Source organism: Streptomyces sp. TG1A-60 (assembly GCF_037201975.1).
Taxonomy (GTDB): domain Bacteria; phylum Actinomycetota; class Actinomycetes; order Streptomycetales; family Streptomycetaceae; genus Streptomyces.
On record NZ_CP147520.1, the window covers coordinates 2,855,375 to 2,877,031 of the forward strand.

The 21,657-nt window shown below is 71.2% G+C and carries 19 protein-coding genes and 1 pseudogene; 8 read left to right on the top strand and 12 right to left on the bottom strand.

Features of this window, described 5'->3' with window-relative positions; all coding sequences use genetic code 11:
* The first annotated feature begins 23 nt into the window (after window positions 1–23).
* From WBG99_RS11725 to WBG99_RS11735, 3 genes are read left to right on the top strand one after another with little or no spacing between them, the layout of a single operon-like run.
* Window positions 24–860 (top strand): hypothetical protein, encoded by an 837-nt coding sequence (locus WBG99_RS11725; RefSeq protein ID WP_338896275.1) that lies wholly within the window; start codon window positions 24–26, stop codon window positions 858–860.
* Between the two features lie 19 nt (window positions 861–879).
* Entirely contained in the window at window positions 880–2,832 is a 1,953-nt protein-coding gene (locus WBG99_RS11730) for a fumarate reductase/succinate dehydrogenase flavoprotein subunit (RefSeq protein ID WP_338896276.1), read from the top strand.
* Window positions 2,833–2,854: 22 nt separating this feature from the next.
* Window positions 2,855–3,631: a succinate dehydrogenase/fumarate reductase iron-sulfur subunit gene (locus tag WBG99_RS11735; protein ID WP_338896277.1), complete on the top strand. Its 777-nt coding sequence runs from the start codon at window positions 2,855–2,857 to the stop codon at window positions 3,629–3,631.
* On the opposite strand, the pseudogene WBG99_RS11740 reads toward WBG99_RS11735, so the two are convergent.
* Window positions 3,620–3,802: pseudogene (locus WBG99_RS11740) on the bottom strand (aminoglycoside phosphotransferase family protein); the annotation flags it as partial. The gene WBG99_RS11735 and the pseudogene WBG99_RS11740 sit on opposite strands and share 12 nt — an antisense overlap.
* Window positions 3,803–4,147: 345 nt before the next feature.
* On the opposite strand from WBG99_RS11740, the gene WBG99_RS11745 reads away from it, so the two are divergent.
* Genes WBG99_RS11745 through WBG99_RS11755 form a run of 3 tightly spaced genes read left to right on the top strand, consistent with a single transcriptional unit; the run spans window position 4,148 to window position 7,003 of the window.
* Window positions 4,148–4,813: a PAS domain-containing protein gene (locus WBG99_RS11745; protein WP_243382410.1), complete on the top strand. Its 666-nt coding sequence runs from the start codon at window positions 4,148–4,150 to the stop codon at window positions 4,811–4,813.
* 10 nt (window positions 4,814–4,823) lie between these two features.
* The gene (locus WBG99_RS11750; RefSeq protein WP_338896278.1) at window positions 4,824–5,828 is read left to right on the top strand and encodes an ornithine cyclodeaminase family protein; all 1,005 of its coding nucleotides are present in this window, start codon (window positions 4,824–4,826) and stop codon (window positions 5,826–5,828) included.
* Window positions 5,825–7,003: a DSD1 family PLP-dependent enzyme gene (locus WBG99_RS11755; protein WP_338896279.1), complete on the top strand. Its 1,179-nt coding sequence runs from the start codon at window positions 5,825–5,827 to the stop codon at window positions 7,001–7,003. Before WBG99_RS11750 ends, WBG99_RS11755 begins: the two co-directional genes overlap by 4 nt.
* A gap of 147 nt (window positions 7,004–7,150) precedes the next feature.
* On the opposite strand, the gene WBG99_RS11760 is transcribed toward WBG99_RS11755, so the two are convergent.
* The gene (locus WBG99_RS11760; RefSeq protein ID WP_338896280.1) at window positions 7,151–8,038 is read right to left on the bottom strand and encodes a hypothetical protein; all 888 of its coding nucleotides are present in this window, start codon (window positions 8,036–8,038) and stop codon (window positions 7,151–7,153) included.
* 238 nt (window positions 8,039–8,276) lie between these two features.
* Here WBG99_RS11760 and WBG99_RS11765 point away from each other — a divergent pair, with 238 nt between their 5' ends.
* Entirely contained in the window at window positions 8,277–9,830 is a 1,554-nt protein-coding gene (locus WBG99_RS11765) for a hypothetical protein (protein WP_338896281.1), read from the top strand.
* 158 nt (window positions 9,831–9,988) lie between these two features.
* Here WBG99_RS11765 and WBG99_RS11770 read toward each other — a convergent pair whose 3' ends face one another.
* The 6 genes from WBG99_RS11770 to WBG99_RS11795 form a co-directional block, all read right to left on the bottom strand.
* A complete protein-coding gene (locus tag WBG99_RS11770) occupies window positions 9,989–12,529 on the bottom strand; it encodes a SpoIIE family protein phosphatase (RefSeq protein ID WP_338896282.1) in 2,541 nt (846 codons plus the stop codon).
* A gap of 659 nt (window positions 12,530–13,188) precedes the next feature.
* On the bottom strand, window positions 13,189–13,596 hold the full coding sequence (locus WBG99_RS11775) for an ATP-binding protein (RefSeq protein WP_338896283.1): 408 nt from the start codon (window positions 13,594–13,596) through the stop codon (window positions 13,189–13,191).
* Window positions 13,597–13,811: 215 nt separating this feature from the next.
* Window positions 13,812–14,219 carry a (deoxy)nucleoside triphosphate pyrophosphohydrolase gene (locus WBG99_RS11780; protein WP_338896284.1) on the bottom strand — a complete coding sequence of 136 codons (408 nt, stop codon included), beginning with the start codon at window positions 14,217–14,219 and terminating at the stop codon, window positions 13,812–13,814.
* A gap of 45 nt (window positions 14,220–14,264) precedes the next feature.
* Complete coding sequence (locus tag WBG99_RS11785; RefSeq protein WP_338896285.1) at window positions 14,265–14,456, bottom strand: SPOR domain-containing protein; 192 nt, start codon at window positions 14,454–14,456, stop codon at window positions 14,265–14,267.
* 447 nt (window positions 14,457–14,903) lie between these two features.
* Window positions 14,904–15,656, bottom strand: a complete 753-nt coding sequence (locus WBG99_RS11790; RefSeq protein WP_338896286.1) for a GntR family transcriptional regulator — start codon at window positions 15,654–15,656, stop codon at window positions 14,904–14,906.
* A 277-nt stretch (window positions 15,657–15,933) separates the two neighbouring features.
* Complete coding sequence (locus tag WBG99_RS11795) at window positions 15,934–16,293, bottom strand: DUF4190 domain-containing protein (protein WP_338896287.1); 360 nt, start codon at window positions 16,291–16,293, stop codon at window positions 15,934–15,936.
* A gap of 338 nt (window positions 16,294–16,631) precedes the next feature.
* Between WBG99_RS11795 and WBG99_RS11800 the strand changes: the two genes are divergently transcribed.
* The gene (locus WBG99_RS11800) at window positions 16,632–17,738 is read left to right on the top strand and encodes a threonine synthase (protein WP_338896288.1); all 1,107 of its coding nucleotides are present in this window, start codon (window positions 16,632–16,634) and stop codon (window positions 17,736–17,738) included.
* Between the two features lie 45 nt (window positions 17,739–17,783).
* Here WBG99_RS11800 and WBG99_RS11805 read toward each other — a convergent pair whose 3' ends face one another.
* From WBG99_RS11805 to WBG99_RS11820, 4 genes are all read right to left on the bottom strand, one after another.
* Window positions 17,784–17,951, bottom strand: a complete 168-nt coding sequence (locus WBG99_RS11805; RefSeq protein WP_338900589.1) for a hypothetical protein — start codon at window positions 17,949–17,951, stop codon at window positions 17,784–17,786.
* Between the two features lie 200 nt (window positions 17,952–18,151).
* Window positions 18,152–18,853, bottom strand: a complete 702-nt coding sequence (locus tag WBG99_RS11810) for a FadR/GntR family transcriptional regulator (protein WP_338896289.1) — start codon at window positions 18,851–18,853, stop codon at window positions 18,152–18,154.
* 98 nt (window positions 18,854–18,951) lie between these two features.
* On the bottom strand, window positions 18,952–19,995 hold the full coding sequence (locus tag WBG99_RS11815; protein WP_338896290.1) for an ABC transporter permease: 1,044 nt from the start codon (window positions 19,993–19,995) through the stop codon (window positions 18,952–18,954).
* A 2-nt stretch (window positions 19,996–19,997) separates the two neighbouring features.
* Window positions 19,998–21,620, bottom strand: coding sequence for a sugar ABC transporter ATP-binding protein (locus WBG99_RS11820; protein WP_338896291.1), 1,623 nt, complete (start codon window positions 21,618–21,620; stop codon window positions 19,998–20,000).
* Between the last annotated feature and the right edge of the window lie 37 nt (window positions 21,621–21,657).

Here is a 21,657-nt window from a genome sequence, read left to right on the forward strand (position 1 = left end):
GAAACCCGACCGGGAGTCTCCCGTTGGCCACTGGTACGGAACCCCCAGCAACAGAACCCCCTGTCCAGCGCGGCGGCGTGCGGACCCGTACGCGCGCCGCGATCGCCGCACCGCATCTGCGCACCGACCGCTGGTGGCTGGCCCCCGCCGCCACGGCCGCCGGGCTGCTGGCCTTCATCGTGTACTCGACATGGCGGGCCTTCGCGGACGAGCACTACTACGCGGCCCCTTACGTATCGCCTTTCTACTCGCCCTGTCTGGCGGAGCGCTGCGAACCGATGCGGGGCGGCCCCAACTGGGAGATCTTCGGCGGCTGGTGGGGCATCTCACCCGCGGTCATCATCCTGATCTTCCCGCTCGGTTTCCGCCTGACCTGCTACTACTACCGCAAGGCCTACTACCGGGGCTTCTGGGCGTCCCCGCCCGCCTGCGCGGTGGCCGAACCGCACAAGAAGTACTCCGGGGAGACCCGCTTCCCGCTGATCCTGCAGAACCTCCACCGGTACTTCTTCTACGCGGCCCTGCTCGTCGCCGCGATCCTCACCTACGACACGGTCCTCGCCTTCCGCGACGAGAACTACGAGTGGGGCCACATGGGCCTCGGCACCCTCGTGTTCCTCGTCAACATCGTGCTGATCTGGGCGTACACCCTCTCCTGCCACTCGTGCCGGCACATCGTCGGCGGCAAGCTCAAGCACTTCTCCAGGCATCCCGTGCGCTACCGGATGTGGCAGTGGGTCGGCAGGCTGAACGCCCGTCACATGCTGCTCGCCTGGGCCTCGTTGGTGAGCGTGGCGCTCGCCGACTTCTATGTGTACCTGGTCGCGTCCGGCGCCTTCGACGATCCGACCCTCTTCTAACAGACAAAGGGTGCTTCTGATGTCCGTGGTCGAACGACAGGAGTGGGACGTCGTCGTGATCGGCGCCGGCGGCGCCGGACTGCGCGCCGCGATCGAGGCCCGTGAGCGCGGCGCCCGTACGGCCGTGATCTGCAAGTCCCTGTTCGGCAAGGCCCACACGGTGATGGCCGAGGGCGGCATCGCCGCCGCCATGGGCAACGTCAACTCCGGTGACAACTGGCAGGTCCACTTCCGCGACACGATGCGCGGCGGCAAGTTCCTCAACCAGTGGCGGATGGCGGAGCTGCACGCGCGGGAGGCTCCCGACCGGGTGTGGGAGCTGGAGACCTGGGGTGCCCTCTTCGACCGTACGAAGGACGGCCGGATCTCGCAGCGCAACTTCGGCGGCCACGAGTACCCGCGGCTGGCGCATGTCGGCGACCGTACGGGTCTGGAGCTGATCCGCACCCTCCAGCAGAAGATCGTCGCGCTCCAGCAGGAGGACCACAAGAAGACCGGCAGCTACGAGTCCCGGCTGAAGGTCTTCCAGGAGTGCACGGTCACCCGGGTCCTGAAGGACGGCGAGCGGGTCTCGGGAGTCTTCGGCTACGAGCGTGAGTCCGGGCGTTTCCTCGTCCTCGAAGCGCCCGCCGTCGTCATCGCCACCGGGGGCATCGGCAAGTCCTTCAAGGTGACGTCGAACTCGTGGGAGTACACGGGCGACGGGCACGCCCTCGCGCTGCTGGCCGGGGCGCCGCTGCTGAACATGGAGTTCGTGCAGTTCCATCCGACGGGCATGGTCTGGCCGCCGTCGGTGAAGGGCATCCTCGTCACGGAGTCGGTGCGCGGCGACGGCGGGGTGCTCCGCAACTCCGAGGGCAACCGGTTCATGTTCGACTACGTCCCGGACGTCTTCAAGGAGAAGTACGCGGAGTCCGAGGAGGAGGGCGACCGCTGGTACGGGGATCCGGACCACAACCGGCGTCCGCCCGAGCTGCTTCCCCGTGACGAGGTGGCGCGGGCCATCAACGCCGAGGTGAAGGCCGGCCGCGGCTCCCCGCACGGCGGTGTCTTCCTGGACGTGTCCACGCGGATGCCGGCGGAGACCATCCGCCGGCGGCTGCCGTCCATGTACCACCAGTTCAAGGAGCTGGCGGACGTCGACATCACAGCCGAGGCGATGGAGGTCGGGCCCACCTGTCACTACGTGATGGGCGGTATCGCGGTCGAGTCGGACACGGCGGCGGCGCGCGGGGTGCCGGGCCTGTTCGCGGCCGGTGAGGTGGCCGGCGGTATGCACGGCTCCAACCGGCTGGGCGGCAACTCCCTCTCCGACCTGCTGGTGTTCGGCCGCCGGGCGGGGCTGCACGCGGCCCGGTACACGGCGGGGCTCGCCGGGGCACGGCCGCCGGTGGACGAGATCGAGGTCGACACGGCCGCCGCCGAGGCGCTGCGGCCGTTCTCCGCCGAGGGACCGGCGCCCAACCAGCCGGAGAAGGAGGCGGGACGGCCGCCGGAGAACCCGTACACCCTCCACCAGGAACTCCAGCAGGCGATGAACGACCTGGTCGGCATCATCCGGCGCGAGGGGGAGATGGAGCAGGCGCTGGAGAAGCTCGCCGAACTGCGGGTGCGGGCGCGCCGGGCGGGTGTGGAGGGTCACCGGCAGTTCAACCCCGGCTGGCATCTCGCCCTGGACCTGCGGAACATGCTGCTGGTCAGCGAGTGCGTGGCACGGGCCGCGCTGGAGCGCACCGAGTCGCGCGGCGGCCACACCCGCGAGGACCATCCGACGATGGACCACGGCTGGCGCCGTATCAACCTGCTGTGCCGGCTGGCCGATCCGACGGGCCGGCCGGAGGCCATGGATGTCGCCGCCGACCAGATCGCCCTCACCCGTGAGACCACCGAACCCGTCCGCCCCGACCTGCTCGCCCTCTTCGAGAAGGAGGAGCTGGTCAAGTACCTCGCCGAAGAGGAGCTGTACGAGTGAGCAGCTACGAGGAGCCGCGGTCATGAGCGGCTACGAGGCCCGTTTCAAGGTGTGGCGGGGCGATGTGCAGGGGGGCGGCCTGGAGGACTTCGAGGTCGAGGTGAACGAGGGTGAGGTGGTCCTCGACATCATCCACCGCCTCCAGGCGACCCAGGCGCCCGACCTCGCCGTCCGCTGGAACTGCAAGGCGGGCAAGTGCGGTTCGTGCTCGGCGGAGATCAATGGTCGTCCCCGGCTGATGTGCATGACGCGGATGTCGGTGTTCGAGCGGGACGAGACGATCACCGTCACCCCGCTGCGCGCCTTCCCGGTGGTCCGTGACCTGGTCACGGACGTCGACTTCAACTACGCCAAGGCGCGCGAGGTGCCCGCCTTCGTGCCGCCGGAGAAGCTCGGTCCCGGCGAGTACCGGATGATGCAGGAGGACGTGGACCGTCCGCAGGAGTTCCGCAAGTGCATCGAGTGCTTCCTGTGCCAGGACACCTGCCATGTCGTCCGCGACCACGAGGAGAACAAGCGGGCCTTCGCCGGCCCCCGCTTCCTCATGCGCGTCGCCGAGCTGGACATGCACCCCCTCGACGCGGCCGAGGACACCGGCCTCGACCGCAAACGCACCGCCCAGGACGAACACGGCCTCGGCTACTGCAACATCACCAAGTGCTGCACCGAGGTCTGCCCCGAAGGCATCAAGATCACGGACAACGCGCTGATCCCTCTGAAGGAGCGCGCCGTCGACCGCAAGTACGACCCGCTGGTGTGGCTGGGCTCGAAGATCAGGAGACGTTCCTCAGCGGGGTGAGGTCCCGAGGAGGTCGAACGTCCGCCGCGTGCTGTGCTCGGCGATGGCCCGCCTGAACGCCCGGTCCGGGAAGTCGCCGTCGAGCAGCCGCAGCGGACCGGTGGCGAGGCTGAGGCGCGGGGCCGGACGGTAGAGGCGGAGCCGGTCCTCGTCGAGGCCGGGAACGCGCAGGGCGTCGTAGTGGGAAGCGCACGGGTTCGCGGATTCTTGGAGCGGTCTGCGGGCGAACCCACACGAGGGTTCGCGTTGGTGCCAGCCACAGTGGCGAGTTCGCGGCGATCAGGAGCAACGGACGGGGCGTGGGAGTCCGGCCTGGTCGAGGATCATCCAGGTAGCGAGGCGGGTGAACGTGGCCGTCGGCGGGTGGCTCTGTGACGACGCCCTGATGCTCGCCCCCGCCGGCTGAAGGGCCGCTGGACAATCGCCGAGAGGATTCCTAGACTCATCATCTAGATATGGAATATGAGTCCAGTCAAATCTTCAGGTTGGGGCCTCGTGGCACGCGTCGTTGATGGTGTGGAGAGGGTCGAACGCGAGGGCGTCGTCACCTCGGCCTCGGCTGAGGCGGACGAGCACCTCATCCGTGAGGCCGAGAAGATCGCTGTTGCGCTGGGCCGCATGTTCCCGGGCCTGTGCGAGGTGGTTCTGCATGACCTGCGGGATCCGCAGCACGCGATCCGAGCGATCGAGAACAATCTCTCCGGCCGCGAGGTCGGGGACTCCGTCACAGAGCTGGGCCTGGCCCGCATCGAGGACCCCGGCTACCCCAGCGTCATCCAGAACTACCCCAACCAGTTCCCCGACGGTCGCCCGGCGAAGAGCACGTCCATCGGGATCAAGAACGCGGCCGGCGAGTACATCGCGGCTCTCTGCCTGAACCTCGACGTGTCGGTGCTGTCACCGGTGACGCTCGCGTTGTCGAACCTCGTGGCCACGGACACCGAGCACCGCGAGCAGGCCCTGGAGACCCTGCGGGACCGCAGCGCGCGCGAGCTTCGCCAGGCGGTGGAGGAACTGGCCGCGGAGCGCGGCGCGACTCCCCGGTCGCTGAGCAGACAGGACAAGAAGGCACTCGTACGGCAGCTGCACCAGGGCGGCTACTTCGACTCGCGTGATGCCGCGCAGACCATCGCGGACCTGCTCGGCGTGTCCCGGGCGACCGTTTACAACTACACCAAGTAAGGGGCACTTCGTGACCGCCGCCGGATCGACCACCGATCCCATACCCGTTCCCTCGTCCGGCTCCGGCCGGCCACCGGCTGCGCGCCGCCTGCTGCACATCACCGAGGAGCAGACCGCCGCGCTCGTGGACGAGGACCTGGCCCTCGAAGCGGCCCGCGCCGCCTTCGCCGCGACGGTGGACGGCACGGTCTTTCCCAGCCTGGCCGTGCACGGGTCCGACCCGCGCAACCAGTTCACCCTCAAGCCGTCCGCGTCCGCGACCCACGCCGGGGTGAAGATCGGTACCTACTGGCCGGGCAACACGGAGCACGGGCTGCCGCGCCACCACTCCACCCTGCTGCTGTTCGACCAGACCATCGGCAGGATCGCGGCCGTCTTGGAGGTCGGAACCGCGAACGCTTACCGGACCGCTGCGGCCGACGCCCTCGCCGTCGACCTGCTGGCCCGTACCGGTACCACCACGCTGGCCGTCTTCGGCACCGGCCACCAGGCCGCCTACGAGGTGGCGGCCGTCAGCCGCGTCCAGCCCATCGACGAGGTCCTGGTTGTGGGACGCAGCGCCGAGCGTGCCGAGCGGATGGCCGTGGTACTGGCGGCGCAAGGGCATACCGCCCGGAGCGTGGGCGCCGAGGAAGCCTGTGCCCGGGCCGATGTGATCGTCACCGCCACGACCGCCCGGGCCGACACTCCGCCGCTGTTCGAGGCTGCGTGGGTCCGCCCCGGTACGCACGTCTCCTGCATGGGTGCCGACGCCCCCGGCAAGCGGGAACTCCCGCCCGAACTGTTCGCCCGCGCCCGTGTCTTCTGTGACCTTCCCGAGCAGGCCCGCCGTATGGGCGAAAGCCAGCACGCCCCGGCGGAGACGGTCCTCATCCCGCTCGGCGAGGTCCTCACCCAACGCGCCACGGGGCGCACGGACGACAGCGACATCACGGTCTTCGACAGCTCCGGAATCGGCCTGCAGGACCTGTATCTGGGCCTGGCCCTCCTGAAGAAGATGGACATCTCCCTGTGAACAACCCCGCACCCGCCACGAGCGCCAGCGCCGCCTGGACGCTTGCCGATCCCGACACGCCGTTCGCCGTCGTCGATGTCCACAAGATGCGGCGCAACATCGAACGACTGGCAGCCAGGGCCGACCGGCTCGGGGTCGCCCTGCGCCCTCACGTGAAGACGGCCAAGAGCCTCGACGTCGCCGCCCTCCTGCACCACGGCACTCCCTGTCCCGTCACCGTCTCCACCCTCGCCGAGGCCGAGGCGTTCGCCGACGGCGGCTACACCGACATCACCTACGCCGTCGGCATCGCCCCCCACAAACTCCCGCGCGTCCTCAAGCTGCTGCGCCGCGGCGTCACCCTGCGCATCCTGCTGGACAGCACCGAGCAGGCGGAGTTCGTCGCCCAAGCCTCCCACGAGGCGGGCCTTGCCGTCCCCGCCCAGATCGAGATCGACTGCGACGGCCACCGCGGCGGCCTCAAGCCCGACGCACCCAAGCTCGTCGAGATCGGCCGCATCCTGCATGACGCGGGCTGTCTGGACGGAGTGCTGACCCACGCGGGCGAGTCGTACTTCGCCTACACCGGCGAGGAACAGCGCCTGGCAGCGAAGAACGAACGCGACACCGCCGTCGTCGCGGCAGAGCGGCTGCGCGCTGCCGGCCTGCCCGTGGCCACCGTCAGCGTCGGCTCCACCCCCTCCGCCCACGCGGCCGAGGACCTCACCGGCGTCACCGAACTGCGCGCCGGCAACTACGTCTTCTTCGACCTGGTGATGGCCGGCATCGGCGTCTGCCGCATCGAGGACATCGCCCTGTCGGTCGTCGTCACCGTCATCGGCCACCGCCCCGAATACGGCTGGATCGTCACCGACGGCGGCTGGACGGCCATGTCCCGCGACCGCGGCACTGCCGTCCAGGCGCAGGACCAGGGCTATGGCCTGGTCACCGACCTGGACGGCACTCTCATCCCGGACCTGGTCATGACGGCCGCAAGCCAGGAACACGGCACCCTCACCACCCGCGACGGCGCCCGCCTGCCCGACCTGCCCGTCGGCACCCGCCTGCGCATCCTGCCCAACCACGCCTGCGCCACCGCCGCCCAGCACCAGGGCTACCACGTCATCGACAGCACCCGAACCACGAACACCACACCGGCGATCCAGGACATCTGGCAGCGCGTCACCGGCTGGTGACCAGCAAGTACACCGGACCAGCCGCCCCGTCAGCGGATGCGGGGCAGGGCCTTGTCCGGATGTGCGGCGTGCACGTACTTCACCGCGATGTTGGGGTGGATGCCAAAGAGACGGACGAGGTGCACGGGATCGGCGGTCTCTCGTGCCTCATACAGGATGCGGTCGGCCCACACCTGCCGGGGCAGCAGTCCGACCTGGTCGAAGGCAGCCCGCAGGGCACAGTAGCTGAGCTGTGGCGATGCCGGATGCCGACGCCCGGACGTCGTCGGCGGTGAGCTGGCGCAGATCCTCCCCGGCAGCGGCCCAAGACGTAAGGGCGGGCCAGGCGATGCGCAGATAGTGGCGGATACGCCGGTAGTGCGCCGGAGGATGCTGGAACCGGCCGCAGCCCCGCATGACCCGTACCCAGGCGCGCAGCTGGTCGGCCATCGGTTCGGGTAGCTGCGCGATTCGCCCGGACAGGGCCCGTTCGTCGTGCCGGTCCCGTTGCTCGGCCCCCAGATCCGGGATGCAACGGTGGGGCTGGCACTGGACGTCGGTGAGCAACTGGCCATCGCTTTCGAATATCTTGTCCTCCTCCAGCAGGGCCTGGCCGTTGAGGAACGAGATCACGCAGCGGGTCGCGGCGGTGCCGGCCGCTACCGCCCCGGCAAGGGAGCGCACATCCCGCTCAGGAATCGGCGCGTGCGGGCCCACCCTGGCCAGCAGGGTATGCAGAACCAAGGCTGCGCCGCCCACGACGCTGCCCTTGTCGGCAATCCAGGATTTCGGGTAGCCGACGGTAAACGCGTCCAACACCTCCTGAGCCCGGTCCGGCAGCGGGCACAAGGCAGTGGTGGCGACGTGCTTCTCGCGCTGCCAGGTACGGGGCATGGTGAACAGGATCAGCTGCCCCAGATCCATCGGCGCCGACGTCACCCGCTCCCTGGTCAGCACCGTCCGGGCTCGATCACGTGCGCGGCTGACGGGGCCGGACCGCTTGTGCACGACGAACCCCAGCTCCCCGGCCCGCCGCTTCAGCTGGTGTGCCAGCACCCCGGCGAAGGCGAGCTGGGTGAAGGACCCTTGCCCTGGACGACGAACCGCCCCCAGCTCCCCGCAGACACCAGCCCGGAACCCGTGCCTACTCCAGTAGGGCCGAACCTGCTCGTGTCGGCCTCCCTCTCGCGAACCACGCGATCACGACATGCCCCCGAATACCCACCGGCCTCCCTCTCCCCCGCTCCGCTCACCCCGCTCGCGACCACACAACGCCCGTCATACGCTCCCCGATGTGACGTCGAGCCTGCCCACGAGCCGGCCCCGGGGCCTCACCTCCCACATAGGCGTACGGCTGGTACACGCCGCGTTCGGGGGGCTGGCAGCCATGGGCTGGCTGCTGCTGCCTACGGCGCCGGAGGGGGGCGTAGGCGGGCGGGCCGCGGGGGTGGGGGCCAGCGAGCGGCCCGTGATCACAACCGTGGAGGAGCAGGCCGTGGCCCCGACTGCCGGCGGACAGAGCGTGAGCCTGGTCCATGGCAGGGGGCGGGTCGGCCCCGTCGGGTCGGCGACTGCCGTAGGCGACGGCACCGACGGGGTGGATCTGATCCTGCCGGTGGCTGTCGCGGGGGCGGTGGTGATCGGGGCTCTGTACTCGGTGGTACGGCGTAGGCGGCGTGGTCGGCTGCGTACGACTCCGGGCGGGGTTCTCGTACCTCCGGTCACCCCGTTGTCCGAGGTGCGGGGGCGGGCTGAGCGGCTGCTTGTCGGGACGGACGACAGTGTCCGTACGAGTGCCGAGGAGGTCCGTTTCGCGGCGGCCCTGGCGGGTCATGACGCGGCGGAGCCGTTCGTGGAGGCGTTGGCGGACGCGCGGGGCGAGCTGGCGGTGGCCTTCCGGGCCGGACAGCGGCTCGACGACGACGCGGACACCCTGGCGCCCGACGAGGAGCGGGCCCTGCTGGAGGAGATCCTCACCCGCTGCACGACGGCCCAGCGACGGCTCGACACGGCGGCCCCCGCCTTCGATCAACTCCGCGCCCTGGAAAGGGACGTCACCCCCGCACTGGAGTGCGCGGAGGCCCGCTTCCACGAGCTGACCGGCCGTACGGTGAGCGCGGCCACCACCCTCACCACCCTCCGCGACACCTACGCCCCGACCGCCTCCCTCCCCGTCACCGGCCACGTCGAAGAGGCCAAGGACCGCCTGGTCTTCGCCACGGCCGAGCTCAACCGTGCCCGGCAGGCCGCCTACCCGGGCGACGTGGGCACCGCGGCCGTACACCTCCGGGCCGCCGAGGGCGCGATCGACCAGGCGGACGTGTTCGTGACCGGCGTGGAGCGGCTCGCCGTGGAGCTGGTCCGGGCCGCCGAGGCCGTGAAACAGGACGGCCCCGCCGTCGACCCGTACGCCGGCCCCCTCGACCCCCTCGACGTCCTCCGCCGTCGGCACCGCCCCCTCCTCCCGGCCCGCAGCACCGTGGCCGCCGCGACGGACTTCGTCACCACCCATCGCGGGGCCGTGGCGGCTAGGGCCAGGACCCGACTGGCGGAAGCGTGGCGGCACTTGGCGCGGGCCGCAGCGGACTCCCCCGAGACCGACACCCCGCACGCCCGGCGCGCCCACACCCTCGCCGAGGAGGCCCGGCACCTGGCCGAGCAGGACGTACGGGCGTACGGGACCCCGTACGGCGATCCCGTCGGCGACACTCCGGCCGGGGCCCTGCTGGGCGGCATCATCCTCGCCGAGGAACCCGGCGGGGGTGGCCAGGGGGAGGACTGGCGGGGCCCGGCCTGTTACGGCGGGACGGCGACGCGTGCCCGCAGGGCCGTGGGCGGCCGGTTCTGACACCGCCGCGCCCTGGAGGGACGCGGGGAACCGCGCGACCGGCCACCACACACCAGCAGCCCGGAGGCCGCCGAGCCGCCCTCTCCGGCGGCCCGTCGCCGCCCGCCGGGGAGTCGCAGCCGGTGAGGAGGCCGACCCGCCGACGAGGAGCACCGCGCCTAGAACAGGCTCAGCAACGCCTCCGCCGGATCCGTGAGCCCGTGCTCCCCGCCGGGGAGCGGCAGTTCGAACCACACGGTCTTGCCGCGCGGCGTACGGCGCGAGCCCCACGCGGCGGAGAGGAGGCCGACCAGTTGGAGGCCACGGCCGCCCTCGTCGGTGTCACGGGCGCGGCGCCGACGGGGCTGGACGAGGCCCGCGTCCCAGACCTCGCAGACGAGCGTTCTGTCGAGGAGGAGCCGGAGCCGTATCTCACCCTCGCCGTATCGCAGGGCGTTGGTGACCAGCTCGCTGACCAGTAGCTCCGCCGTGTCGACGAGCGGCTCCAGGTCCCAGCCGAGGAGCCGGCCGCGGGCGTGCTCCCGGGCACGGCCGACGCTGCGGGGCTCACGCGGCAGGATCCAGTCCCCGACGGAGTCGGCCGGCAGCCCCTGGACGCGTGCCATGAGCAGCGCGATGTCGTCCTCGCCGTGGTGGGTGTCGAGGGTGTTGAGGACGTGGTCGCAGACGTCCTCCAGGGAGCGGGCCGTGTCGGCGCGCAGCGTGGTCGGCGTCTGGGCCGGGTCCGTGAGCGCCCCGACGAACGCCTGGAGGCCCTCGTCGAGGGGATGGTCGCGGGATTCGACCAGTCCATCCGTGTAGAGCGCCAACAGCGCGCCTTCGGGCAGTTCGACCTCCACCTCCTCGAACGGCTCGCCCCCGACGCCGAGCGGCATGCCCGGCGGCACGTCGAGCATCAGCGCGCTCTCGCCGGGTTCGACCAGGACGGGCGGCAGGTGGCCGGCGTTGGCGAAGGTGCAGCGGCGGGTCACCGAGTCGTAGACGGCGTAGACGCAGGTCGCGAGGTAGACCTCGGCGAGGTCCTTGTCGAGGGGCCGGCTGGCGGCCGTACGGGAGGCGGACTGGACGCCGCCGGAGGTGCCGAGGCCGCGGGCGATCTCGTCGAGGGCCGAGAGAACCTCGGCGGGTTCGAGGTCCAGCAGGGCCAACGTACGAACGGCCGTACGAAGTTCGCCCATTGCCACCGCTGCCCGTAGTCCGCGGCCCATCACGTCGCCGACGACGAGTGCCGTGCGGTGCCCGGGGAGTTCGATGACGTCGAACCAGTCGCCGCCGACCTCGGTGGCCGCGTTGCCCGGCAGATAGCGGCAGGCGATGTCGAGCCCGGAGGCCTCGGGGTCGCCCGGCGGCAGCAGGGAGCGCTGCAGGATGAGGGCGCGCTCGTGCTCGCGGCGGTACAGCCGCGCGTTGTCGATGCAGACGGCGGCGCGCGCGGCCAGCTCCACGGCGAGTGCCCGGTCGCGTTCGCCGAACGGCTCGCTGCCCTTCGTACGCGAGAACTGCACGAGCCCCACAACGGTGTCGTGCGCGACCATCGGCACCGCGAGCGTGGACTGGATCAGGCTGCCGTCCTCGGGCACCTGCTGGGGGCGGGCGGTGCGCAGGGCGTCCGCGCAGGGCGAGTTGAACGGGTAGTGGTGGACCGCGCCGACGCGCACCGGGGCCGGTCCGCCGACGAAGGGCGCGTCGGAGACCGCGCTGGCGAAGGCGACCCGGCGCAGCTCGGCGCTGCCGTCGGCGAGTCCGGGCGGGGTCTCGTCGCCCGCAAGGAGGCCCTGGTAGAGGTCGACGGTGGCGAGGTCGCAGAAGCCGGGGACGACGACGTCGAGGAGTTCGCGGGCGGTGGTCTCCAGGTCGAGGGAGTTGCCGATGCGCGAGCCGGCGTCGTTGAGGAGGGCGAGATTCCGCCGGGCGGCGGCGGCCTCGCGGGCGGCGGCGCGGCGGGCCGTGATGTCGGTGCCGAGCCAGGCGATGCCGATGGGGCGGCCGGTGCCGCTGTGCACGCGATAGAGGTTGACGGACCAGTGGCGGCGCTCGTCGGACCCGGGCACGAAGCCCGTGATGTGCATGTCCGTGATCGAGTCACCGGTCTCCATGACCCGCCGCAGGGTGGCTTCGACCCGCTCGGCCTCCGGGGACTGCAGATAGTCGCTGACGCCACGGCCGCGGTGGTCGTCGACGTCACCGCCGTAGAGGGAGGCGAAGCGCTGGTTGGCGCGCCTTACCCGAAGATCGGTGTCTATCAGAAGGAATCCGAACGGAGATTGGCCGAAAATGGCCTGCGAAGCGGCAAGGTCGGTCTCCATCCGTCGCAGGGTCCGGACGTCCACGACGATGCACACGGCGGCCCGTTCGCCGCCCTCCACAGTGGTGGGCATCACATAGACCTCGGCGAGTCCCTCCACCCCCTCGGGGCCCGGCACCCGGAAGGGGACCACCCCGGTCCACTCCCGGCCGTCGAGGACCTCGGCCATCTTCCGCTGGCCCTCTTCGCGCCGGTCGGGGTCGACGAAGGCCTCGATGGGGTCCATGCCCACGGCCCGCATGGCCGATATACCGAACAACTGCTCGGCACGCAGACTCCATTGGTCGACGAGCCCGTCGGGGCCTATGGAGAACGACGCGACCTTGATGTAGTCGTAGATCGACCCCGGCGGGCTGGTCTGCCACATCGGGTCGCCACCCCCGTGGCCTGCCATGACGCCCCCGGCGTGATCGGCGGCAACTCCCTGTGCCCCGGCCGCCGCACGGCCCTCCGGCCGATGTCCCGCACCGCCACGCCCGGCGGAGCCACGGCTCCCGGACGTGCGACCGCCTGACGCCCGGCCGGCGGACGCTCGCCTCTCGGACTCCCGCCGCCCGGACCCACGGCCCGTCGGGTCGCCGCCCGCTTCACCGCGCACGGCCCCGCTGTCGCGTGTGGCTCCGCTGTCGCGTGTGGCTCCGCCCAGGCCGGAATCGCCTGCGGCCTCAGGCCTCGCGCCGCCCGACGGGTCCTTGGACTCCGTGGACTTCGTGGCCTTCGCTGGTATCTCGCTCACGCGAACCGTCCCCTCCAGCTCACCGCGTCCGGCTTCGGTCACCAGGGGCGGCTGCCCGCAGTATCCAGCACTACGGCGCCGCGCAACACGGTGTTCACGATCACAGCACGGTCCCGATCGTTTTTGGACCGGCTGGGACATACTCCCAAGTCTTCTAACCAAGGGGTGCCCACTCGAATCAAAGACTCCAGCCAGCCCTACTGGCTTGAACCAGTCGGTCGCACGAGCGCCCGGAGGAGCCGCCCCTTCCGCCGGGCCGTACGCCGTGGGCTCCGGCCGTGCACCGGGACCCTCGCCCCGTACGTCGACGGGACCGCTCAGCCGGGAACCGCCAGCTCGAACCAGACCGTCTTGCCCGTCTCTCCCGGGCGGGTACCCCATGCCCGCGAGGAGCAGGCCACCAGTCGCAGACCCCGCCCGCTCTCGTCGTCGGCCTCGGCCGCGCGCTCGCGGGGCGGATCGGGCAGCGGGTCGGAGACCTCGACCAGGAGAGTGCCCGAGGGGTCGGCGGGACGCACGAGCCGTACCCCGATGGGGCCCGTAGCGTGCCGCAGCGCGTTGGTCACCAACTCGCTCACCAACAGCGCGGCGATGTCCCCGAGCACATCGAGCCCCCACGCGCGCAGTCGCCCGCGGACCACCGCCCGCGCATCGCGCACCGCACCGGGCTCCGCCGGAAAGGTCCACTCGGCGCGGTCGTCTCCGATGTCGATCACGCCGATCACTTCCCAGTCCAGAAGCAGACCCTGTCCGGTTTCATGGGGTTAATGGGCACATACCCGATATGCGGCTCGGAGTACCGCGCACGAGGGCGCACTGTGGCACGAACGGCGTAGGGGGCGCACCGTCATGGACGGAAGCGGGCCACGCCTCATGCCGCGTCACGCGGCGGGACGGCGGGACGGCGGGACGGCGGGACGGATGAACATCCCCTTGAAACTCAGCCTTCCCCGTTCCCCCAGGCCAGGCGAGCCGTCTCCATCACCGCCGGCACATCCTGATCCAGCCAGTCGACGTCCCACACCTCATCCACGGCCAGCCAACGCAACTCGTCATGGTCTTCCAGCGGCCGGGGCTCCCCGGACAGCAGATGCGCGATCCAGACCCGCAGCACATACCCCGGCCGCACCACCCACTCCCCGGGCACCCGCTCCGCGGACTTCGCCTCGACGCCGAGCTCTTCGCGCAGCTCACGGACGAGGGCCCGCTCGGGAGGCTCGCCGGGCTCCACCTTGCCGCCCGGCAGTTCCCAGCGTCCGGCCAGCTCAGGCGGTGCACTGCGGCGCGCTGCGAGCAGTCGCCCGCCACTGAGCAGAGCGGCTCCCACCACCACGATCGGTTCGGTCATGCGCGGGAGCCTACGGGAGCGGGCACGGACGCCGGGCGGGGTGCGTCACTTGCCCCCACTCCGCCCGTTCTGCCCGATGCGTTCGACCCAGTAGAGCTGCCTGTGGCCGCGGTTGTCGAGACTGTCCGCGATCTTCTGCGCCTCGGCGCGCGTCGCGTACCTGCCCACCCGGTAGCGATTGCCGTTGTCGTCCTGCCTGACGACGAGCCAGGGAAGAGTGATCGTGCCGTCACTCATCGCCCCCCACCGCTCCTTCCCGCCCCGGCCCGCCCGGGCCCCACCCCCGGATCCCGCCGTGCCCCACCCAAGGAAACCGCAATCCGCATATGCCCGAGCGTACGCCCAACCTTCACGGAGCGAATCCGCCTTCTCACAAAGACGTACGCAACAAGCCAAGACGACGGGGCCGCACCCCGTCGAACGCGCCGCCGATCGCTACCCGCGCGCCCCCCAGCGCGTCAACGAGCAGCGATCCAGCGCCGTTCGTACGGAACGGGCCGCCGCCGGGCTCCATGACGACCCGGCCGCAAGAACGACCGAATTCGAACTGTGTTCGGGCAACCTCTCAAGGCTTCGACAGAGACAGCCCCAACTCCCATCCGGGGAGGGTTACTTGACACACCCCAGCGCCACCGGTCGCCCCCCGGGATCGACTGCTTCCCCGAACGGGCGGTCAGCGCGAGGTCACTTCACCGGCAGGTGGTAGGCCACCTGGTAACGGTCCGCCGGGACCACCACGTCCGCCGTCTCCACCGGGCGGCCGGAGGCGAAGTAGGTCCGCTGGACGACCAGGACGACATGCCCGGGGACTCCCCCGAGAGCGAGCAACTCCTCGGCGAGGCCGGGACGGGCGCCGACCTCCTCGGTGACGTTGTCGACGACGACGTCGATGGCGGCCATGCGCTCGACGACACCCATCCCGCGGAGGGGGCCCTCCTCGGGGAGCATCACAGGGGTGCGGCCGGTGAGGGCGAGGGGCTCCCAGGAGGTGGAGAGCATCATCGCCTCTCCCGCGTCCCGGAAGGTGTACCTGGTGCACATCACGCGGTCGCCGGGCTGGATGGCCAGCCGCTCGGCGACACAGCCGCTCGCTTCCATCTGCTCGCTGCGCGACTCCCAGGTGCCGCGCGCGGCGGCGTCGGCCTGCTCCTGCCGGAAGGGCGTGGCGCCGCCGACGGGCCGGAACCCCGAGCGGGCGACCCTGCGGGGCACCGGCCGCTCGCGCACATACGTGCCCGACCCGGAACGGCCTTCCACCAGCCCCTCGGCCATGAGCACCTTGCGGGCCTCCAGCGCGACCGTGTCCGAGACGCCGTACTCCTCGCGGATACGGGCCTGGGAGGGGAGGCGGGTGTGCGGCGGCAGCGAACCGTTCACGATCTTCTTGCGGAGATCACCCGCGACACGCAGATACGCCGGCTGCTCACCGAAAGTCACTGACCGCTCCCCTCTGCTGTACAGACAGCAACAGCCTGGCAACCGTGGGTTGTGCCAGGCAAGCAAAGGCCAGAGAATCACTCGATGTGATGACATGTGCCCGGTGAGGGCTTTACGCAGGCACTTTCTCCCCGCTATGGCCGCCGTCACACCTCCAAGCCGGAGTCGCCCCCTCCGCCCCCTCCGCCGCCTTCGCCGGTGTCCTCCTCGCCGTACGCCCGCGCCTCGGTGGCCAGCCCCAGAGCCTCGCGTGCGGTGACCACCTTCGGGCCGTCGGTCAGCCGGTGCGCCTTGTCCCAGTGGTCGCTGCGTAGCCCTCCAACGAGCCGTCCGGCGTGTCGAAGCACTCCCCCTCGTCCACCGAGAAGGTGCCGCCCGCGCTGCCCGCCGCGTCCCGGAAGCCGTCCCACACGTCGCGCGCGCCGCCCGTGGAGAACGCGAGCGCCATCAGCAGCGCGCCGATCGCCGACAGCACGATTCCGGCCACCGCCATGCCTCTCCCGCGCTCCCCCTTCTTCCTGATCTGCGCCAGCCCGAGAATCCCCAGCACCAGCCCGACGCCCGGCAGGAAGCACAGGACCCCGAGCACGAGCGCGGCGATGGCGAGCCCGTTGACGGGCACGGGTGGCTGCGGCACCGGATACGGCCGCCCCCAGGCGTGGCCCCAGGGTTGCGGGACCGGTCGGTACGGATCCGGCTGGGGCCCGGGAGGAGGGGGTGTGGCCACGGGTACGGGTGCTCCTTGCGCCGAGCGGAGAAGGACGAGCCGGGAAGGGTGAGCGAGGCGGGGTGAGCGAGGTGGGAACTGACGTACGACTGGGCGCATGGTAAGCGTGCGACGGACGACGGCGGTAGGGACATACCCGCGGCGGGGGCGGGGACCTGGGGGCGCACGGCGTCGTCGCTCACACCGGCCGGGCCCCCACGCCCCCCCATGACGCACCGTCACCAACCCGCCCCCACTACCCTGCGCTCATGACACCTCTGCCGGATCGCTTCTGCCCGACGGACGGTACGCGCGTCCCCGCCGCCTCCCTCGCCTGGTGCTGCCCGGCCTGCCGCGGCCCTCTGAACCTGGACTTCGCGCCCACTCCGGCTTCGCTGAAGTCCCTGACCGGCCGTGTGAACTCCCTCTGGCGCTATGCGGAGTGCCTGCCTCTCACGGCGCCCACGGTCTCGCTGGGTGAGGGCCGGACCCCGCTCGTCGAGCTCAAGGACGGAGTGCTTGCCAAGCTCGACTTCCTGATGCCGACGCTGTCGTTCAAGGACCGCGGCGCGGTGCTGCTCGCCGAACTGGCGCTGCGGCTCGCACCCCGGCGGGTGGTCGCCGACAGCAGCGGCAACGCGGGCACGGCGGTCGCCGCGTACTGCGCCCGGGCCGGGCTGCCCTGCACGGTCTACGTCCCGGCCGGTACGTCGGCCAAGAAGGTGGAGCAGATCGAGGGGCACGGCGCGCAGCTCCGCATCGTCGACGGCGACCGTGAGGCGACGGCCCGGACGGCCCGCGAGGCGGCGGACGCGGACGGTGTCTTCTACGCCTCGCACGTCTACAACCCGTACTTCCTGCACGGCACGAAGACCTACGTCCACGAACTGTGGGAGGACCTCGGCGGCCGTCTCCCCGAGGTGATCGTCGTACCGGTCGGCAACGGCACCCTCCTGCTGGGAGCGGCCCTCGCCGTCGCCGAACTGCACGCGGCGGGTCTCATCGACCGCCGCCCCGCCCTCCACGCCGTCCAGTCCGCCGCCGTCGCCCCACTCGCCCACGCCTGGGCCGAGGGCGCCGACGATCTCGTCGGGGTCACCTCCATGGCCCCCACCCACGCCGAGGGCATCGCCATCCCCCGTCCGCCCCGCGCCCGCCAGATCCTCCGCGCGGTCCGCGACTCCGGCGGCACCTTCGTGACCGTGACGGAGGACCAGATCCGCCACGCCCAGCGCGACCTGGCCTCCCGCGGCTTGTACGTCGAGTCCACGGGCGTGGCGTGCTGGGCGGCCGTACGGGAGGGGGCTCTCGGGGGGCGTACGGCGGTGGTGCCGCTGTGCGGGGCGGGGCTGAAGACGGGGTTGGCGGAGAACTAGACGTCTTCCGCCCCGGTGCGCGGCTCCGCCCCGAGCCGACTCGGGTCAGTACGCCGCGAACAGCGTCACGGCGAGGAGCCCCGCCCCCGCCGCCGTCAGCAGCATCCTGCTCCGCTTGTCTCCGGCCCCCAGCGGAAGCGCTCCGCCGACGACGGCCAGCACACGAAGCTCACCGTTGAACACGACGAGCACGCCGCGTATCACCCATGCCACCCACATGTGCCCCCTCTCCCGTCCGCTCCACCTGCCTGTCCAAGGGCGGTGGTCTACATGATCGACAACGGAGAACTGGTGGCGCGGGTCGACCACGTCGGGCATCGCTCCCCGTTCACGGCACCTGACCTGACACCGGCTGATCCGGCGTCAGGACACGGACTCGGCCGAGCCGGTCCGTAGGGACACATCGTGCGGGGTCAGGTGCCGAGCCCTTGTAGAGGAGTGTCGAGGAGGCTGGTCGCCAGCCACTGTTCGACGCCGGCGATGTGAACGGTCGCGGCGGACGCTGCCAGCAGGGCGTCGCGTGACTGGAGTGCCTGGAGGATCTCCTCGTGGTCCTGATGGGCGTTGGCCAGCGCTCGCCGGGCTCGGCTGCCCCGGACGATGCGGACCCTCTGGGTACGGGTGGAGAGCCCCTGGAGGAGCATCGTCAGGACCGGGTTGCCGACGGCTTCGACGATGCCCACGTGGAAGGCTATGTCGTGGGCGACGAACTCCTCCACGGTCGCGGCGGCCCGGCATCGGTCGAGGATCTCGCGGAGCGCCCGCAGGTCGTCGGGCTGTAGCAGGGCGGCGGCGAGTCCGGTCGCCTGCGGTTCGAGCAGTCTGCGCACCTGGAGCAGTTGCAGGGCGGTGTGCCCCTGGGAGACGTCGGCGGCGAAGGAGAGCGTTTCGAGGAGGAGGTGCGGCTCCAGGCTGGACACATAGGTGCCGTCGCCCTGCCGGGTGACGAGGATCCGCATGGCGGTCAGCGCCCGCACCGCTTCGCGCAGCGAACTGCGGGAGAGGCCGAGCTGTCCGGCGAGGACCTCCTCCTTGGGCAGGCGCGAGCCGGGCGCGAGTTCACCGGCGACGATCATCGCCTTGATCTTGTCCATCGCCTCGTCGGTCAGTGCCACGACGGGTGCCTCTCTGCGGGGAACCTTCCCGCGGGTGCGGGCGGGGCCGCTTCCGCCGGTCTCGCACGGAGCCCGCGCGGAGCGGCCCGCGGCTGCGCCTACTCCTGCTTCTCGCCGGAGGCGAAGCGGGAGATGATCAGGGCGAGGATGATGATGGCGCCGTTGAGGAACTGGTTCCAGAGCGCCGGCACACCCGCCAGGGTCATCACGTTGACGACGAGTTGGAGGGTGAGCACGCCCGTGAGGGCGCCGATGACCGACCCCTTGCCGCCGTTGAGGCTGACCCCGCCGATGACCGTGGCGGCGAAGACCTGGAAGATCCAGCCGCTGCCCTGGGTGGCGGAGACGGAGCCGTAGTGTCCGCTGTAGAGGATGCCGGCGAAGGCGGCGAGCAGGCTGCCGACAATCAGGACGACCCAGACGATGCGGTCGACGCGGATACCGGCGGTACGGGCGGCTTCGGCGTTGCCGCCGATCGCGTACAGCGCCCGGCCGTGGCGCAGCCAGGCGAGCGCGCTGCCGCCGATGGCGAACAGCAGCGCGCAGATCCAGATGGCGGCGGGGACCCCGAGCCAGGACGCCTTGCCCAGGTAGGTGAAGGAGGGGGGCAGGTCGACGATGGACTGGCCTTCGGAGAGGGCGACCTGGAGCCCGCGAAGCATGGTCAGGCCACCGAGGGTGACGATGAAACCGTTCAGCCGCAGTTTCAGTATCAGGAACCCGTTGAGGGCACCGATCGCCACGCCGACCAGCAGGCACAGCGGGACCGCCATCCACTCCGGGAAGAGTCCCAGGCCGGCGAAGCGTCCGCCCGAGCCGGGCAGCACGAGCCATACGGCGATGACGGGCGCCACGCCGATGGTGGATTCCAGGGACAGGTCCATCCGGCCGACGATGAGGATCAGCGCGGTGGCGAGCACGAGCAGGCTGAGCTCGGTGGACTGCTGGGCCACGCCGATGAGGTTGTCGGCGGTGAGGAAGGCCGGCGAGACGATGAACCCGATCAGGCCCAGCACGAAGATGGCGGGGACGAGGGACAGGTCACGGAAGCGGCCGAGAGCGAGTCCGCGCCGGGCGGTGTCCGCGTCGGCCGGCTCCGCCACCTTCACTGGCGGCTCGGTGAGATCTGTGGTGGCGGACATGACTACCTTCCGTGCTCTTCGGTGCCGGATACGGCGGATGCGGTGGCCGCGCCCGATGTGGTGGGCGCGGCGGATGCGGAGGGGGCCACGGCGACGCCTTCCATGGCGGCGACGACGTGTTCGTCCTTCCAGCCGCGGTCGAACTCGGCGACCACCCGGCCGTGGAACATGACGACGACCCGGTCGCAGACCTTGAGGTCGTCCAGTTCGTCGGAGACGATCAGCGCGGCCTTCCCGCCGTCGGCGACCTGACGGATCCTGCCGAGCAGGAACTCCTTGGACTTGACGTCCACGCCGTTGGTGGGGCGGATGGCGACCAGGACGTGCGGGTCGGTGGCCAGGGCGCGGGCGACGACGACCTTCTGCTGGTTGCCGCCGGAGAGGGCGGAGACCGGGGTGGCCGCTGCCGGGGTCTTGATGTCGAGGTCCCGGATCATGCGCTGGGCGAAGGCCCTGGTGCGGGCCGGCAGCACCGTGCCGAACGGGCCGAGCTGGTCGGTGACGGTCAGTGTGGCGTTCTCCGCCACGCTGCGGTTGTTGACCAGCCCCTGGACGTGGCGGTCCTCGGGGACCAGACCGACGCCGGCGGCGAGGGCGGACGGCACGCTGCCGGTGCGCACCCTCGTCCCGCCGACCGAGATGGTGCCGCCGACGGCGTGGTGCAGACCGGCGACGGCCTCGCCCACCCGCACGTTGCCGCTGGCCGTGGCACCGGCCAGCCCCACCACCTCACCCGCGCGGACCGACAGGTCCAGTTCCCGGCAACCGCCGGGCAGTGTGAGGCCGTCGACGGTCAGCAGTTCCTCGGAGCCGGCCCGCGCGGGGCGGCGTCCGCTCGCGACGGCCGGGCCGGCCGAGGCGCTCTCGCCGGTCATGGCTTCGACCAGGTCCTGGTGGCCGAGCCCGGCGACGGGCGCGGTGAGGATGTGGGCGGCGTCGCGGTAGACGGTGACCGTGGTGCAGAGGTCGTAGACCTCCTGCAGGTGGTGGGAGATGAAGAGGAAGGCGACGCCCTGGCGCTGGAGGTCGCGGAGCTTGTCGAAGAGGCGGCCGATGCCACGGGCGTCGAGCTTGGCGGTCGGCTCGTCGAGGATGATGAAGCGGGCACCGAAGGACAGGGCTCGCGCGATCTCGACGAACTGCCGCTGTTCGACGGTGAGCTCCCTGGCCCGTGCGGCGGGATCGATGTCCACGCCGTACTCGGCGAGCAGCTCCCCGGCCCTGCCACGCAGCTCCTTCCAGCGGATGGGCCGTATCGCGCCGGTGCTCTGCCGGTTCAGGAAGAGGTTCTCTGCGACGGTGAGGTCACCGATGATGGTGGACCGCTGGTAGACGCAGGCGACGCGGGAGCGCCACGCGTCGATGTCGCCGAAGGGGGGCGCGGGTTCGCCGGAGAAGCGCAGGGTGCCGGAGTCGGGCTGCTGGAGTCCGGTGAGGATGGAGACGAGCGTGGACTTGCCGGCGCCGTTCCGGCCGACCAGTGCGTGCGACTCGCCGGCGGCGACGGTGATACGGGCGTCGCGCAGCGCCACGGTGGCGCCGAACCGCTTGCTGATGCCGGTCGCCTCGGCCACCGGCGCCGGATGGGCGCGGCCGGTCGCCGGCAGGGTCGCGGTGTCCGCCATGGTGGATACCGTCCTTCGTGTACGGATGCTGGCCCGG

Bases quoted from the DNA above. Each gene is read 5' to 3' on its own strand.
- WBG99_RS11735 (WP_338896277.1), top strand. From the start codon at position 2,855: ATGAGCGGCTACGAGGCCCGTTTCAAGGTGTGGCGGGGCGATGTGCAG.
- WBG99_RS11800 (WP_338896288.1), top strand. From the start codon at position 16,632: ATGACACCTCTGCCGGATCGCTTCTGCCCGACGGACGGTACGCGCGTC.
- WBG99_RS11730 (WP_338896276.1), top strand. From the start codon at position 880: ATGTCCGTGGTCGAACGACAGGAGTGGGACGTCGTCGTGATCGGCGCC.
- WBG99_RS11770 (WP_338896282.1), bottom strand. From the start codon at position 12,529: ATGGCAGGCCACGGGGGTGGCGACCCGATGTGGCAGACCAGCCCGCCG.
- WBG99_RS11815 (WP_338896290.1), bottom strand. From the start codon at position 19,995: ATGTCCGCCACCACAGATCTCACCGAGCCGCCAGTGAAGGTGGCGGAG.
- WBG99_RS11820 (WP_338896291.1), bottom strand. From the start codon at position 21,620: ATGGCGGACACCGCGACCCTGCCGGCGACCGGCCGCGCCCATCCGGCG.
- WBG99_RS11785 (WP_338896285.1), bottom strand. From the start codon at position 14,456: ATGAGTGACGGCACGATCACTCTTCCCTGGCTCGTCGTCAGGCAGGAC.
- WBG99_RS11780 (WP_338896284.1), bottom strand. From the start codon at position 14,219: ATGACCGAACCGATCGTGGTGGTGGGAGCCGCTCTGCTCAGTGGCGGG.